The organism is Nakamurella antarctica, assembly GCF_003860405.1.
GTDB classification, from domain to species: domain Bacteria; phylum Actinomycetota; class Actinomycetes; order Mycobacteriales; family Nakamurellaceae; genus Nakamurella; species Nakamurella antarctica.
Map to the genome: position 1 here is coordinate 2,169,011 of NZ_CP034170.1, position 14,906 is coordinate 2,183,916.

The window sequence follows — 14,906 nt, forward strand, 5'->3', positions numbered from 1 at the left end:
TCTTGAAGCTCCGTCAACCAACGGTAGACGTTGAACATGGCGGGACCCGCCCCTCCAACTCCTCGCGTTCCAAGTCTGGTTCGCCGTCATCAGACGTGATATTGAGACGCACGCCGAGCGCTAGCCGCACATCGTTGAGAGCTGCGGCCCAGGTTTGCGCCTCATCGGGGTCCAGTCGCACCGCTCCGCCGCCCAGCGGGAGTGAGTCCAGGAGTGCGATCGCCGCGGCGTCCTTGGCCGCTAACAACTCCGGTTCGTACAGCATCCGCATTCCGCCAGCGAGGTCCGCATCACTACGGTGAAAATCCGGCAGCAACCGCGCCAACGCCGGGTCTTCTGGAGCAGTGCTGGGCGCCGTCGCCATTCCGGTGATGGCATCGAGCGGATCGAGCGGGGCTTGAGCCCGTCGCCCGGCCAGCATCTGCCGGATTTGGTTCATCAAGTCAGCCAACAACTGTGATTCGGCAGGCTCAAGGTGGCCCACGATGTGGCCCCGGTGCCGCTTAAACGATGCCATTTGCTAGTTGTCCTGCTGCAGCGTGGCCCATAACCCTGCGCCTTGGAGCTTCGCGACATCGATCTCCATGGCTTCACGAGTGCCCGAGGACACCGCTGCCTTGCCTTTGACGTGTACGTCAGACATCAACTTCTCCGCCTTGGACTTCGGATGGCCCAGCAGCTTCACGAACACCATTGTGACGTACGACATCAAGTTGACCGGGTCGTTCCAGACAATCGTCACCCACGGGTGGTCAGCAGAGGTCACCTCTTCGGCAACTTCAACAGGCGGGGCGATCGGGGCAGAGGTCACGAAGCCATTGTTTCACGCTGCCAACGCCCCCCGCGCGCCACGTGCGACGGCGGTTGTGCGCGCTCCGCCCTGAGTCCCCGCGTCCACGAATGCTCTCGCGGCTTTGTAGGCTTGCCCAATGACAGCCGCACCGCATTCGCCGTATCGCCGCAGTACCGCTCTGATGACAGACCACTACGAGCTAACGATGCTGCAAGCAGCGCTGGCCGAGGGCAGTGCCGATCGGTCTTGCACGTTCGAGGCGTTTACCCGGCGGCTACCAGAGGGGAGGCGCTACGGCGTAGTGGCGGGGATAGGCCGCGTCGTAGAGGCGCTGCACGACTTCACTTTCGGGGATGACGAACTCGCGCAGCTCGCACCCATTCTCGACGAAGCAACTCTGACCTACCTCTCGAACTACCGCTTTGATGGCGACATCGACGCCTACCCCGAAGGCGAGCTGTTCTTCGCCGGCTCCCCTATCTTGACGGTCCGCGGAAGCTTCGGATCGGCCTGCATCCTGGAGACGTTGATCCTGTCGATCCTCAACCACGACTGCGCCATCGCCTCCGCCGCAGCCCGGATGGTCTCAGTAGCGGCTGGCAGGCGCCTGATCGAAATGGGATCGCGCCGTACCCACGAGGAATCTGCGGTTGCCTGCGCGCGCGCGGCTTACCTTGCCGGCTTCGGATCTACCTCGAATCTGGAGGCGGGACGCCGCTACGGGATCCCCACCGGAGGCACCGCCGCCCACTCATTCACGTTGCTGCACGACACAGAAGAAGCCGCCTTCGTCGCGCAGATCGCTTCTCTCGGGGTGGACACCACCCTGCTGGTTGACACCTACGACATCACCCAAGGCATCGCCACCGCGATCAAGGTCGCGGGCACCGATCTGGGCGCCATCCGCATTGACTCGGGAGACTTGGGCGTACTGGCCAGAGCAGCTCGGGATCAGCTCGACGCGTTGGGTGCAACGAAAACGAAGGTAGTGCTCTCCGGTGATCTCGACGAATATGCCATCGCGGCGCTTCGATCGGAACCTGTTGATGTCTACGGCGTTGGGACCTCCGTCGTCACCGGATCAGGTGCGCCTACCGCGAGTATGGTCTACAAACTGGTCGAAGTGGATGGCCGGCCCGTCGCAAAACGCAGCGAAAACAAGAAGTCGTACGGCGGGCGCAAATCAGCGCTCCGCCGCTATCGCGACACGGGCACCGCCACCGAAGAGGTTGTCTACCTTGCTGACGGTCCTGCGCCCGAGAGCCTTGCGAACGACAAGATTTTGCCGCAGCCGCTCCTCCGTGCCGGCAAGCCCGTCGAAGGTCTACCGAAACTCCAGGACTCCCGGCAGCACCTTGCCGCCGCACTTGTCAGCCTGCCGTGGGCTGGACTAAAGCTCTCTCGAGGTGAGGCAGCCATCCCCACCACGTCGTTAATTCCCTGACACCTACCTCTGATAAAGGATTTTGGACATGACTTGGACCTACACTCCCGCAACGGCGTTGATTGTGGTCGATGTGCAGCACGACTTCGCCGACCCTGCGGGCTCGCTGTATGTGCAGGGCGGCGAGGATATTCTCCCGGGCGTTGCGGCCGAAATTGCGGCAGCAGAAGCCGCTGGCGGCCTCATTGTCTATACCCAGGACTGGCATCCGGAGTCCACGCCACACTTCGCCAAAGACGGCGGAATATGGCCGGTGCACTGCGTTATCGACAGCATGGGCGCAGCATTCGCACCGGGATTTCCCATCGTCGGCCCTGTGGTGCGCAAAGGCTCCGGGCCCGAAGACGGCTACTCGGGATTCTCCGTCAAACACCTGGAAACCGGTGTGGTCCGCGGCACCGAACTGTCCACCATTCTGGACGAGAACGGGATCATGTCCATTGTGGTGATCGGCTTGGCCGGCGATTGGTGTGTCAAAGAAACCGCCATAGACGGCGTGAAGCTCGGATACGACGTTGCCGTCCCGCTCGCTCTCACCCGGTTCGTTGAGTTGCGGGCCGGTGACGGCGAAGCGGCGGTGGCTGCAATGCGGGAAGCGGGCGTCAAGCTCATCTGATAACGACGGTCCCCGATTTGAAGCCTGCTAGCGCACCAAGGTCACCATGCGGGCAGCGAGCCCGACGAATACCGTGCCAGCCACGCGATCGAGAGCTCGGCGCACCTTGGCGCGCGCAAAGAACCCTTTTGCACGGTGCGCTGCCAATGCCAGACAGACGAACCAGGCGGTATCAATGACGATCATGATCGCAGCAAGGAACATCGTTGTTGACAAGACAGGTGCGCCTGCAGGAATGAATTGTGGGAAGAACGCCAGACAGAAAACCATAGCTTTTGGGTTGGCCAGGTTTGTCAGCAAGCCGACACCAAAGCCCCGCCACGCACGCTGGGTCCCGACCAGTTCCGAATCTACCGGGCCACTGACCATCGCGAAGCTCGCGCGCCAGGCCTGGATCCCCATCCACAAAAGCACAATGGCACCCACTATTTTCAGCACTGTGAATGCGCCCGGACTAGCCGCTACCAACCCTGCGACTCCGATGCCTGCCAGACTCACCCAACAAAAGACGCCAAGCTCGATCCCGGCCAGCACAGCGACAGACGACCGAAACCCATGAATCGCCGAATGGCGCACAATCAGGGCGGTTGCTGGCCCGGGGCTCAGTGTGATGAGGGAGGTCGCAAGGAGGAACGGAGCGAGCTGGGCACCGGTGAGCATCAGCAGATAATGACAGCACCTGGCACCTCCCAGCAACCGAATGAGACTGCGCAGGATGGCTAGATCGCTGATGCGTCCGCGATGACGGTGACAGTGCCTGGCGCGATCTCCGTGAAGCCGGCATCACGCACTGCTACCAACCCGTGCGACCAGGCTGCTTCCGGTGCGGCGACCGATGCGGCCAACAGTGCCCACTGTCTGCCATCGGCTCGCCTCACCTGCGTCTGCAAGCCCGTTTCCCACCACCGCCTAAGACGCTCCTGCTGCACTCGCGCCATCAACGCGGCGGCGATCATTCCAGCATGGCCCGTTTGCGCCATGGCTTTGCCCGCCGTCATCTGCACGTGAGGCGGCAGCCACATCAGCAATGACGGTGCTTCACGAATCGCCTCTTTCTGATCCCCTAAAGCGATCAGTTCGCGGTTGCATGCGGCTCGCACACCGCCCGCTCCGCCGACGTCCAGATCGGTCGCCACATCGGTACCACCTACCTGGAGCTTGGAGATCCGGGGGTCAAGGTCAGTGACCAACCCAGGCACGATCGCATGCACCTGCGTACTGGGGCCTTGGAATCCGCCTGCCGTGATGGTGATCCCGGGAAGTTCTGCAGCGGCCACCCACTGGATACCCCGGGCTCGCCGCGTGACTTTGCGGATATGTGCCGCGCAGTAGGACGACATCGCGTCGAACCACACACCACCCGGTGCTGCACGGGGGTCGAGGGACAACGCGGTCGCTGCTGTCGCTGCGCCTGCTAGAGCTGCCGACCACAGCGGCGGGTCGCTTCGCTCCATCCGCAAGATTAACGGCATTGACCGGACGTCGCACGCTGCCTCGTCGCGATCCAGGAGAACCTGGTGTGCATCCATCCCCAGCCAATACCCGTATCGCGCGGCTAACGGGGCGAGTGCGGCGCCAAGGACCGGCGGACCAGGCGGTGCGGTGTGGTCCGGGCCTGGGTCCGGGTTGCTCATACCCGCGGAGATCTGGCGTGGTACCCGTCTTCCGCGTCTGCAGCCTCTACCTCGTCACGGCTGATCCCGAGGATAAAGAGCACCGGATCCAGGAATGGTTGATTCAGTGCGGTATCGGCGCATTCCGCGACAATGGGCTTTGCGTTGAACGCGATACCCAACCCGGCGGCGGCGAGCATGTCGATGTCGTTGGCGCCGTCTCCGACGGCTACTGTCTGGTTCATCGGCACACCGGATTCCATCGCGAATCTTGCCAGCGCCCTTGCCTTACCCTGCCGATCGACCACCTCGCCCACAACCCGTCCCGTCAGTCGTCCGTCCACCACTTCCAATGTGTTGGCGGCGACGAAATCGAGATTGAGTTCTTTCACGAGGTGCCCCGTCACCTGGGTGAAACCGCCCGAAACGATGCCACACCGATACCCCAGCCGTTTGAGTGTGCGAATCGTCGTCCGCGCTCCGGGCGTGAGCTCCAAACTGCTGCCGACCTCGTCGAGAACCGCGGCATCCAACCCCGCCAGCATGGCGACCCGGCGGTGCAGTGACTCTGCAAAGTCCAGCTCACCGCGCATTGCGGCCTTCGTGATCTCCTCTACTTCGGCGAGACGCCCCGTGTGGTCTGCGAGCAACTCGATCACCTCACCCGTAATCAGCGTCGAGTCGACGTCAAAAACGATCAGCCGTTTCGAGCGCCGCGCCAGGCCCGCTCGCTGAACCGCCACATCAAAACCTGCTGCTGCGCCGATCTTCGTGACGGCCAGCCGCAGCTCTTCGTCATCCGGAGCGGTCACGAATAGCTCGATACCGGTGACCGGGTAATCAGCAATGCGTTTAATGGTTTCAATGTTGACGCCGAGCTCGCCGAATCTCCGAGCAAGATCCCCGATAGCTTTGGCCTGCAACGGTTTCCCCATCACTACCAGGACATGGGTTGACGTGTCCCTGCCGCTTTCAAGATCGCCGCCGATCGACACCTGCAGTTGCATGCCGATAGAAGCCATGCCTTGTTCGACCGCTTCCTGGAGGGATTCCGGGTCGCCCCCAGTACTAACAAGCACGCCGAGGGTCAACTGCCCGCGGACCACCACCTGGTCGACGTCCAGGACATCTGCGCCATGCCGGCTGAGCATCCCGAACAACACACCTGTAACCCCGGGCCTATCGCGTCCAGACACAGTAAATAGCACCGAACTTTTCGCCATCGAAAGACTCCTCGCTCGAGAAACAGCAGGCAGGCCTCATCACAGACCCGTACGCAACGAATCCCGCTGCCTCGATTGGCAGCGGGACTCGTCACAACAGATTCGTCAGAGGGACTCGGGGATCCTGACATGATCGCTGGATTCAAGATCGTCCAGCGGCTTCCAGTCCCGATTCGGGTGCGCTTCGTGCTTGAGCCGTTCCACCATGTGCGGGTGGTGCAACTCGAACGCTGGGCGCTCGCTACGGATTCGCGGGAGCGAAAGGAAGTTGTGCCGTGGCGGCGGTGAACTCGTTGCCCACTCGAGCGAGTTGCCGTAGCCCCACGGGTCATCAGCGGTGGTGATCTCGCCATGACGCCAAGACCTGATGACGTTCCATACGAACGGCAATACTGAGGCTCCCAAGATGAAGGATCCGACAGTAGAGATGACATTGAGCGTTGTGAAGCCGTCGGAAGGAAGATAGTCCGCGTAGCGACGCGGCATACCCATGTTGCCCAGCCAATGCTGCACCAGGAAGGTGAGGTGGAACCCGATGAACGTCAGCCAGAAATGCATCTTCCCGAGGCCTTCGTCAAGGAATCTGCCCGTCATCTTCGGGAACCAAAAGTAGATCCCACCGAAGGTTGCGAAGACGATCACGCCGAACAACACGTAATGGAAATGCGCTACCACGAAGTAGCTATCGGAGACGTGGAAATCGATTGCCGGGGCAGCGAGAATGACGCCCGTCAAGCCTCCGAACAGGAAGGTGACCAGGAACCCGCACACGAACAGCATGGGTGTTTCGTATGTCAACTGCCCCTTCCACATAGTGCCAATCCAGTTGAAGAACTTCAGACCGGTCGGCACCGCGATCAGGAACGTCATCATGCTGAAGAACGGAAGCAACACACCGCCCGTGGCGTACATGTGGTGCGCCCACACCGCAACTGACAGTGCAGCGATGGAGATGGTGGCAAATACCAGGCCGCGATATCCGAAGATTGGCTTCCGGCTAAACACGGGAATGATTTCGGAGACGATGCCGAAGAATGGCAAAGCGAGGATGTAGACCTCAGGATGGCCGAAGAACCAGAACAGGTGCTGGAAGAGAATCGCTCCACCGTTTGCCGGGTCGAAGACATGGGAACCGAAGTGTCTATCGGCCGCCAGTCCGAACAAGGCTGCGGTAAGAACTGGGAAAGCAACCAAAACTAGGATGGAGGTGATCAGGATGGTCCAGGTAAAGGCAGAAATCCGCCACATCGTCATACCCGGTGCACGCAGGCAGATGATCGTCGTGATCATGTTGACGGCGCCGAGAATGGTGCCGAGACCACCGACTGCTAGACCCATGATCCACAGATCACCGCCGACTCCTGGCGAGTTCTCCACGCCGGACAACGGCGTGTAAGCGGTCCAGCCGAACGCAGCCGCTCCGCCGGGAGTGAAGAATCCGGACAGCGCAATAAGGGCACCGAAAAGGAACAGCCAGTAGGAGAACGCATTCAACCGGGGGAAGGCGACGTCGGGCGCGCCGATCTGCAGCGGCATGATGAAGTTCGCGAAGCCGAAGACGATCGGGGTTGCGTAGAACAACAACATGACAGTGCCGTGCATGGTGAACAGCTGGTTGTACTGATCATTCGACAGGAACTGCATCCCAGGCTGCGCCAGCTCGGCGCGCATCAGCAGCGCCATGACGCCGCCGATCATAAAGAACGTCATGCACGTAACGATGTACATGATGCCAAGGGTTTTATGGTCTGTCGTCTTCAACATTGACAGGAACTTGGTGCCCCGAGCAGCGCGTTGGACCGTAACGGGCCTACTCACAACAGGGCGGGGAGCGAGGGCGGTCACTACGATCCTCCAGCTAATCGGCGTACTGGCAACACAGGAAATCTTACTCTTCGCGAGCCGCCGCGCACAGGGCGCGATCGAGATTGTGAAGCTGTAGACGAGCTTAGTCCGAGATTGGGCGAGAGGTGCGCCGGGGTCCGCGCGGCGGCGCGCCACATTTTGAGGGGGCCATCACGATCGGCGCCGATGACGGCCCTCCCGGACCACATTCATGGGCTCCGAAAAGGAGAAGGATGTTCCCTTCATCACGACGCCACGAACGAGTAGCTGAAGGTACATACGTGGAACGAAAAAAGCTCTGACCCTCAGGTCAGAGCTTCTTCGAAACGATCCGTGCTTGGCATCTCCGTTATCCGGGATGCTGCCAAACATGGTGGAGCTGAGGGGACTCGAACCCCTGACCCCCACACTGCCAGTGTGGTGCGCTACCAGCTGCGCCACAGCCCCGTGCTGCCCTACGAGATTACCAAGCCCGGCCCGCGCATTCCTAATTGGCCGGTCAGCGCGGTGCGGTAGCTAGGAAGCCAAGAGATTGGTCAGCCAGTTGACGTCGTCAGTATTAACTCCTTTGTTTCCCACCAACACGACCGGGGCACCTACCCCTCCCAGGGCTTGAGTCAACCGCGCCTCGCTCGCGGTGTTCGCAGCAGCGGCTGCCGCGGTATCCCCGCCTCGCAGACAGGCCAGAGCCTTTCCCACTGCGGCTTCGTTGCCCGTGGCACCCACAGCAGTGCGAGCCTGCGTCAATTGGTCTACGAGTTGCTCGGTGCTCAGGTCTGTGAAGGTGTTCTCCTGTGGCTGCACATCCTGTGCGAAGAGTTGTTCGTGGAAACGCGAAAATGTACCCGGTTCCGGTCCGAGGTTGGTGGCTACGCACAGTTGGGCAGCCGCGGCGCGGGTCGAGTAGGTCTGGGTGATTGAACGTGCGTCCAAGTAGGTCAGCAGGTGATAGCGCACGGTCAGCTTGCCCTCATCCATTGCTTGGGCGATTTGCTGGCCGTACTGCCGCTCGAACTGACCGCAGTTCGCGCATAACGCGTCGGTGAAATAATCAATGCTCACAGGCGCAGTTTTTGTTCCCACTGCGATGACGCCGTCGATAACCGTGGCAGTGGTTGATGTCGCGCTGCCGTATCCGTCGTTCTGAATCGCCGTATTCACCTTGTTCAGGACCAGACCCACCACCAGTACAACAGCCATCACCACCACCACGATGCCGCCGATGATGAGCTGCTTCGACTGTGGACCAGCCTTCCGTTCCGAGGCCACGGATTGTCTTTTGATCGCACTACCCGCAGGGCCGCTACCGACGGCTGTCCGAAGCTCAGCGGGCGGCGGCGCAATCCAGCCAGGACGGACGGCGGTCTCCCCTTGGTCCGGCTCCGCCGGTAGCGGCTCATCCGCCGCAGGGGTATCGGAAACGTCATGCGGATCGCGGCTTACCACCTTGAACGCTCACCTTCTATTGCCGAGTTTGCGGCGCATCACAGGATGCGCCGCAAACTATGTCGGTCTGCGCAGACAGGAATGCAGCCCGAGAGATCAGTCGAAACCGGTCGGAGCTACTTCGCTGCAGGAGCTTGGTACACAACGTCCATCACGAAGATGGACGCGGGGTTAGCCGGAACAGCTGCCGCTGAAGCCGACGCCGGGATTTCAGGGGTCGCCGGAATTTGGAGCATGATGCGACTGCCCACCGGAATGCCGAGCAGACTTTGGAGTTCCGGGATACCACCGAGGGTGATTTTTTGGGGACCACCATTTTCCCAGGTTGTCCCCGCTTTTTTACCGTCATATCCGTAGCTTGCGAATTGCAGGAACGCATCGCCGGCAACCAGCGGCGCACCGGTGCCCTTGGCGAGGATTGTTGTCACGATGCCAGCTGGCTCGGCCGTCCCCGCGGGGACGGTCACTGTCGGGAAGGCGCCCAGTGCGCCTTCAACGGTCGGTAGACCTGCAGGTGGTGTCTGCACAGCCGCATCGGCCTGGCCCATTTTGTTGGCGCTGAGCGCAGCGATGACGTCGACCACGAAAACGAGAGTGTCAGTACCCAAAATTGTTGGTGCACGGCCAGCAGTTCCATACCCATCCGATGGGGAGAGCGTGAGCAACACTCGCGAACCCTCGGCGACGCCAAGCAATCCGGTGTCCCACCCTTTCACGACCGATCCCTTTCCGATGGTGAAATCGAACGGGGTCTTTCCTGCGGCAAATGAAGTATCGAACGGGGTGGTGCCTCCCCAGACCACACCGTAATAGTTGACGACCAGCACGTCCCCGGTAGCGACGGCGGGCCCGTTGCCCTGCGAAAGGGTCTGGATGTTGAGCTTGGGCGGAGCGGGGGTACTCGGGAAGGTAACAGTGGGCAACTCACCGAATTTGCCGGTAACAGACGGCATTTCTGCCGCTGGAATATCCGCATTAGCAACAGTAGCGGCGGGGGTCTCCGGCCCATTCACAGGCGCGGTTGGGTCTGCAACGACAGCGGCTGGCGCACTAGCGCTCCCCTCCCCCGTCGGACCCGACTGATTACTGGCGCTTGCTTGACTGGTCGAGTCAGCGCTCGAGGCGACAACGGGGGTGGAGCCACAGGCAGCGAGAGCCAACAGGGGCAGGACGACAAGCACAGTGCGGATACGCATAGATTCCTCAAACTCGTAGAAGGCAACCGGCCAAGCTTACGGGGCAAGAGTGTGGGTTCGCTGCGAGCTGCGTGGCGCGGAGGATTCGCCTTCGCTGTTACACGCGCAAACAGTGAAGCGGATCGGGTACCCGATGGCTAAGTGGCGCGCGAGGACCCGCGCGCATCCTAGGCTGAACCCGTGGTCGCCAACGTGAAGGTCTTCGTCGCTCAGCTCGCAGGCCTGCCCGTGTACGGCCCGGACGGCGAGCCCATCGGCAAGGTGCGAGACGTAGTCGTGGTCCTCCGGCTAGACAAGCAGCCTCCCAGGGTTCTCGGCATCGTGGTTGATCTGCCCAGTCGGAAGCCAATCTTCGTCCCGATGCTGCGCGTCACCACCATCGAAGCCAACGCTGTGACCTTAGCCAAGGGCTCGGTTTCACTGCGGCGGTTCGGGCAGCGGCCTACAGAGGTGCTCCTGATGGCGCAACTGCTGGGTACGAAAGTCACCGTAGCCACCAGTCAGACTTCCGTCCTGATCGTCGACGCGGGGATGGAACAAAGCCGGACCCGCGATTGGCTGGTGAACAGGCTGGCGGTTCGCCCACGGGCCACACTTCTGGGTCGCCGACCACCAGTGCAGGTGCTGAACTGGGTGGATGTACGCGGCACCGACCTGATGAATCTGACCGGTACCGCGCCCGCCACCCAGCAATTGCTGGTCAGCATGGATGGGATGCGGCCCGCCGATGCTGCCTCGGTGTTTCGGGATTTGTCCATGGCACGACGCCATGAACTCGCTGACGCACTCGACGACGAACGCCTCGCCGACGTCATTGAAGAGCTATCCGAGGACGACCAGATGGACGTGCTCACGAATCTCGACGATGCGCGGGCGGCCGACATCCTCGAAGCGATGAACCCCGACGACGCCGCCGACCTCCTCGGCGAATTGCCGCCCGGTGTCTCCGAGCGCCTGCTGGCGTTGATGGAACCCGAGGACTCCGCGCCGGTCAAACGGCTGATGCAATACTCCTTCGACACAGCGGGTGGTCTGATGACACCCGAGCCAGTCGTTCTCACCCCGGACGCCACTATCGCCGAAGCTCTCGCTCGCGTCCGAGCGCCCAACCTCACGCCCGCGCTTGCCTCCATGGTCTTCGTCTGCCGGCCGCCACAGTCCACTCCGACCGGTCGCTACTTGGGCTGCGTGCACACCCAACGGCTGCTCCGCGAGTCACCGTTCGACTTGGTCGCCGGTGCGTTGGATACCGACATGGCCAGACTCTCCCCGGATGCCGACATCGGCGAGGTCACGCGGTTCCTGGCCGCGTATAACCTGGTGTGCGCGCCGGTGGTGGACGATGAAAACCATCTGCTGGGCGCGGTTTCCGTCGACGACCTACTTGACCACCTGCTTCCCGACAATTGGCGCGAAAACTCTGACAGGCTCGGGGTTGTGAATAGAGGGACCAATGGCTGACTCGTTTTCCCAGCGCCATTTGGACCAGCCCAAATCTGGAAGCCGTTTCACCTTCAAGATTGACCCAGATTCCTTTGGGAAGCTGTCCGAGCGCCTCGCAAGGTTCTTGGGGACCGGCAAATTCCTGTTCTGGCAGACGTTGTTCGTCATCATGTGGATCTTGGTGAACATTCTCGCAGCGAGCAATAGCTGGGATCCGTACCCCTTCATCCTGCTGAACCTGGCCTTCTCTACCCAGGCTGCCTACGCCGCTCCGCTGATTCTTCTCGCACAAAACCGGCAGGATGATCGTGACCGTATTTCGCTGGAGGAGGACCGCAGCCGTGCAGTCCAGACAAAAGCGGGAACCGAATATCTCGCGCGCGAGATTGCTGCATTGCGCGTCGCAATCAACGAAGTAGCTACCCGCGACTACATTCGCGGCGAGGTCGATAAGCTACGCCAAGACTTGGATGCGCTGGCTGGGCAGCTCAGCGGAGCCGAACCAGCCGATGGCACCGGGGTCCCTAGCGGTCAGGGCAACCGCAAGCGTGAAAAGCCGAAAGTAAAGGCCAAAGTTGTGTTGCCAACACCCACGGAAGTTTCCTAGTTTTTCTCCAGAGATGAGTTTTTTGTGCCCTCGGTTCTCCTATTGACCTGTGCGGATCTACCACACCCAGAAGTCGAGACCGGCTTAATAGCAATGGCTTTGGGCGAACTCGGAATCGAATCGACTGTGCTCAACTGGGATGATCCAGCGCTCACCGACCTGCCCGCCGACCTCGTGGTACTTCGCTCAACGTGGGATTACACAACAGCCCTGCCGCGATTTCTCACGACACTCGAGGCCCTCCGGGCGCCGTTACTCAACTCGCTCCCGATCGTGAGATGGAACTGCCACAAGGGTTACCTCCTTGATCTAGCAGCCGCTGGGATCCCCATTGTTCCCACCTCGATCGTGAAACAGGGCGCTGCTATTCAAGTCCCAGAATTCGCCGGGGCCGATTCGGTCGTCATCAAACCTGCATCCTCAGCCGGCGCCCGAGGTGTGGGGAAGTTTGAAATCGGAGACCCCGCAGCGCTGGAACACTTGCAGACTTGGGCTCGGACTGGCGACATGCTCGTTCAGCCCTTCCTGCCTGAAATACTGTCCGGCGAACGATCGCTGATCTATATCGGCGGCACCTACTCGCACGCAGTGTGCAAAGTCCCGGGAGCACAGGACTTCCGGGTCCAAAGCGAATACGGCGGAGTGGTCAATCCGCACTCCCCGACGCCTGCGGAATTCGAAGTCGCCGAAGCTGCACTGGCGCACACCCCCGGCGAACTGCTCTATGCCAGGGTCGATCTCGTGGCCGGCTCGAACGGTCCGTTGGTGATGGAGCTGGAGTTGATCGAGCCGGAGCTGTTTATCGCGCAATTCCCCGATCGGGCTGCGCTGTTCGCTGGAGCGGTCGCACAAAGGCTTCACCGCACTGCATAGCGCGCTCCCTAAGTGTCCAGGTGCCGGGACCGGCTACTGACTCGCTAGCGCTCACCAGCGGGGGCCCACTCGATTACTCGATACAACAACGAATCCACGACCCCGATACTGCTGGGGCCGAGGATTCGTTAGTGGAGGTGCCGGGAATCGAACCCGGGTCCAACGTTGCTTTGTGAGGTCTTCTACGTGTGTAGTTTGCTACGTCTCTACTTGACCCCATTGATCTTGCAAACTAGCCAATGTGACGGGCCCAGTTACTGTTTGATTTCCCATCAACATCCGTAACCGATGCGGGTGGTAATCCTCCTAGTCGACGCCAGGTACTGGGCTGGAGGCCTGCCCAGGCTGACGGAATCGCAGCTAGCTCAGGCGGCTAGGGCGAATTCGCGCTGACTATTGTCGGCGCTTGATTTTTTGCGACATTATTGGTTTACGAGATCATCGTCGCCTTCCTCGACACGCTTCCCCTCACTCGACATCCGCTGTCGAAACCAATCACCCCCGCGTAGATACGATCACCGGCAACCGCCGACTCTGGTAAGTCTACCCAACCGCCAGCCAATGCCGCTCACGAATTCACGTTCCAGCCGCTACGGCCTCTTCACCCCTGACGGCGCAGCTTTCGGCAGGGTTTCCTTCGCCCACAACCAGGGCAAAAAAGCCAGGAGCACCACGCACCCGGCCAACAGGAATGCCATCTTAAATCCGCTCGCATCGACAATGAGTCCCGCTGCGATAGAGCCGATAACAGTGCCAATGTCGGCTGACATCTGGAATCCGGCAAGAACCGATCCGCCGTGCCGGCTGCCGATGACATCCGCCACTGCCGCTTGTTGGCCAGGGGTGATGAGTCCAGATCCGATCCCACCCAGGACGCTCAACAGCAATGTCACCGCTATGGAAGAAGTAAGACCGATCGCTCCTGTGGCCACTGCGGACACGATGAGCCCGCACATCACGGCCGGTTTACGTCCGACACGGTCCGACCACCTGCCGGAAACAGGAAGAACTATCGCATTTCCTACCGCAAATAAGGTCAAAGCGTAGCCAGCCACCGCCACATCGGACTTGAGGACGGACGCGACAAACAGCGGCAACAAGGCAATCCTAATCCCGTAAACCGCCCACCCCACCGTAAAATTCGACGCCAACACTGCGCGATAGGTGGGATGGCGAAGTGCTTCAGACAGCAACATGTCAACAGCCCCTTCCACCCTTACCCTCGGCGTGAGCTTCCCGCGCCCCAGCAGTAGTTGCACCACCACAATCGCGACCAACAGAGCTCCCGCGTACCCCAGGAACGGCGCCTTCATCGAAACCCCCACCAGCAACCCGCCGAGTAGGGGGCCCGTGATGTTGCCGATCAGAAACCCGCTGGCATACAGCGCGGACGCTCGCCCGCGAATTGATGGCGGCGTTACGCGTACCAACAGCGCGAATGACGAAATGGTGAACATGCACGAGCCGATACCGCCAAAACTACGGGCGGCGACGAGCCATCCGTACGACGGTGCAAAAGCAAACGCAATGTTGGACAGCGCCACAATCGCCAGGCCCATTAGGTAGATCGGGCGTTCCGACCAACGGTTAAGCAGCTTTCCCGCGACGGGCGAAAAGAGAAGCCGGCTGAGAGCGAAGGCTGAGATAATGACAGCCACAGCCGTAGCATTGACTCCAAAACTGGCGGCAAAAGTTGGCAACACCGGGGTCACTAACCCGAATCCGATAGCAACTACAAAGCTGCCCGCCACGAGCACCCAGACCTCACGCGGGATCCGCGGCGGCGCTGCCACGTCCACGATGCGCG

At 61.0% G+C, this 14,906-nt stretch carries 14 protein-coding genes, 1 tRNA gene and 1 other RNA gene; 5 read left to right on the forward strand and 11 right to left on the reverse strand.

From position 1 onward, the window contains the following. Nucleotides 1-13: 13 nt before the first annotated feature. Both EH165_RS09530 and clpS read right to left on the reverse strand, forming a co-directional pair. A complete protein-coding gene (locus EH165_RS09530; protein ID WP_124799252.1) occupies nucleotides 14-517 on the reverse strand; it encodes a DUF2017 domain-containing protein in 504 nt (167 codons plus the stop codon). 3 nt (nucleotides 518-520) lie between these two features. Then, a complete protein-coding gene (gene clpS / locus EH165_RS09535) occupies nucleotides 521-811 on the reverse strand; it encodes an ATP-dependent Clp protease adapter ClpS (RefSeq protein WP_124799253.1) in 291 nt (96 codons plus the stop codon). A 118-nt stretch (nucleotides 812-929) separates the two neighbouring features. Here clpS and EH165_RS09540 point away from each other — a divergent pair, with 118 nt between their 5' ends. After that, a complete protein-coding gene (locus tag EH165_RS09540; protein ID WP_124799254.1) occupies nucleotides 930-2,237 on the forward strand; it encodes a nicotinate phosphoribosyltransferase in 1,308 nt (435 codons plus the stop codon). 28 nt (nucleotides 2,238-2,265) lie between these two features. After that, nucleotides 2,266-2,853, forward strand: coding sequence for an isochorismatase family protein (locus EH165_RS09545; RefSeq protein ID WP_124799255.1), 588 nt, complete (start codon nucleotides 2,266-2,268; stop codon nucleotides 2,851-2,853). Between the two features lie 27 nt (nucleotides 2,854-2,880). Here the strand turns inward: EH165_RS09545 and EH165_RS09550 are convergent, their stop codons facing one another. From EH165_RS09550 to EH165_RS09580, 7 genes are all read right to left on the reverse strand, one after another. After that, a complete protein-coding gene (locus tag EH165_RS09550) occupies nucleotides 2,881-3,513 on the reverse strand; it encodes a LysE family translocator (protein ID WP_124799256.1) in 633 nt (210 codons plus the stop codon). A gap of 59 nt (nucleotides 3,514-3,572) precedes the next feature. Then, nucleotides 3,573-4,487 (reverse strand): aminoacyl-tRNA hydrolase, encoded by a 915-nt coding sequence (locus EH165_RS09555; RefSeq protein WP_124799257.1) that lies wholly within the window; start codon nucleotides 4,485-4,487, stop codon nucleotides 3,573-3,575. Next, nucleotides 4,484-5,689, reverse strand: a complete 1,206-nt coding sequence (gene serB / locus EH165_RS09560; protein WP_124799258.1) for a phosphoserine phosphatase SerB — start codon at nucleotides 5,687-5,689, stop codon at nucleotides 4,484-4,486. The genes EH165_RS09555 and serB overlap by 4 nt, the downstream gene beginning before the upstream one ends. A gap of 105 nt (nucleotides 5,690-5,794) precedes the next feature. Then, the gene (ctaD, locus tag EH165_RS09565) at nucleotides 5,795-7,534 is read right to left on the reverse strand and encodes an aa3-type cytochrome oxidase subunit I (RefSeq protein ID WP_124799259.1); all 1,740 of its coding nucleotides are present in this window, start codon (nucleotides 7,532-7,534) and stop codon (nucleotides 5,795-5,797) included. A 371-nt stretch (nucleotides 7,535-7,905) separates the two neighbouring features. Beyond that, nucleotides 7,906-7,981 (reverse strand) — tRNA-Ala (locus EH165_RS09570). Nucleotides 7,982-8,050: 69 nt separating this feature from the next. Next, complete coding sequence (locus EH165_RS09575; protein WP_124799260.1) at nucleotides 8,051-8,980, reverse strand: DsbA family protein; 930 nt, start codon at nucleotides 8,978-8,980, stop codon at nucleotides 8,051-8,053. 116 nt (nucleotides 8,981-9,096) lie between these two features. Beyond that, a complete protein-coding gene (locus EH165_RS09580) occupies nucleotides 9,097-10,176 on the reverse strand; it encodes an FKBP-type peptidyl-prolyl cis-trans isomerase (protein WP_124799261.1) in 1,080 nt (359 codons plus the stop codon). Between the two features lie 180 nt (nucleotides 10,177-10,356). On the opposite strand from EH165_RS09580, the gene EH165_RS09585 reads away from it, so the two are divergent. Genes EH165_RS09585 through EH165_RS09595 form a run of 3 tightly spaced genes read left to right on the forward strand, consistent with a single transcriptional unit; the run spans nucleotide 10,357 to nucleotide 13,099 of the window. Beyond that, a complete protein-coding gene (locus tag EH165_RS09585) occupies nucleotides 10,357-11,637 on the forward strand; it encodes a magnesium transporter MgtE N-terminal domain-containing protein (protein WP_124799262.1) in 1,281 nt (426 codons plus the stop codon). Then, nucleotides 11,630-12,226 (forward strand): DUF1003 domain-containing protein, encoded by a 597-nt coding sequence (locus EH165_RS09590; RefSeq protein WP_124799263.1) that lies wholly within the window; start codon nucleotides 11,630-11,632, stop codon nucleotides 12,224-12,226. The genes EH165_RS09585 and EH165_RS09590 overlap by 8 nt, the downstream gene beginning before the upstream one ends. Nucleotides 12,227-12,250: 24 nt before the next feature. Further along, the gene (locus EH165_RS09595) at nucleotides 12,251-13,099 is read left to right on the forward strand and encodes an ATP-grasp domain-containing protein (RefSeq protein ID WP_124799264.1); all 849 of its coding nucleotides are present in this window, start codon (nucleotides 12,251-12,253) and stop codon (nucleotides 13,097-13,099) included. 129 nt (nucleotides 13,100-13,228) lie between these two features. Here EH165_RS09595 and ssrA read toward each other — a convergent pair. Continuing rightward, nucleotides 13,229-13,602: a transfer-messenger RNA gene (gene ssrA / locus EH165_RS09600) on the reverse strand. An 87-nt stretch (nucleotides 13,603-13,689) separates the two neighbouring features. After that, nucleotides 13,690-14,898 carry an MFS transporter gene (locus tag EH165_RS09605; protein ID WP_206425888.1) on the reverse strand — a complete coding sequence of 403 codons (1,209 nt, stop codon included), beginning with the start codon at nucleotides 14,896-14,898 and terminating at the stop codon, nucleotides 13,690-13,692. Nucleotides 14,899-14,906: the final 8 nt, after the last annotated feature.

Excerpts from the sequence above, each read along its gene's own strand:
- EH165_RS09530 (WP_124799252.1), bottom strand. The coding sequence starts at position 517 with ATGGCATCGTTTAAGCGGCACCGGGGCCACATCGTGGGCCACCTTGAG.
- EH165_RS09540 (WP_124799254.1), top strand. The coding sequence starts at position 930 with ATGACAGCCGCACCGCATTCGCCGTATCGCCGCAGTACCGCTCTGATG.
- EH165_RS09545 (WP_124799255.1), top strand. The coding sequence starts at position 2,266 with ATGACTTGGACCTACACTCCCGCAACGGCGTTGATTGTGGTCGATGTG.
- EH165_RS09550 (WP_124799256.1), bottom strand. The coding sequence starts at position 3,513 with ATGCTCACCGGTGCCCAGCTCGCTCCGTTCCTCCTTGCGACCTCCCTC.
- EH165_RS09555 (WP_124799257.1), bottom strand. The coding sequence starts at position 4,487 with ATGAGCAACCCGGACCCAGGCCCGGACCACACCGCACCGCCTGGTCCG.
- serB (WP_124799258.1), bottom strand. The coding sequence starts at position 5,689 with ATGGCGAAAAGTTCGGTGCTATTTACTGTGTCTGGACGCGATAGGCCC.
- EH165_RS09580 (WP_124799261.1), bottom strand. The coding sequence starts at position 10,176 with ATGCGTATCCGCACTGTGCTTGTCGTCCTGCCCCTGTTGGCTCTCGCT.
- EH165_RS09590 (WP_124799263.1), top strand. The coding sequence starts at position 11,630 with ATGGCTGACTCGTTTTCCCAGCGCCATTTGGACCAGCCCAAATCTGGA.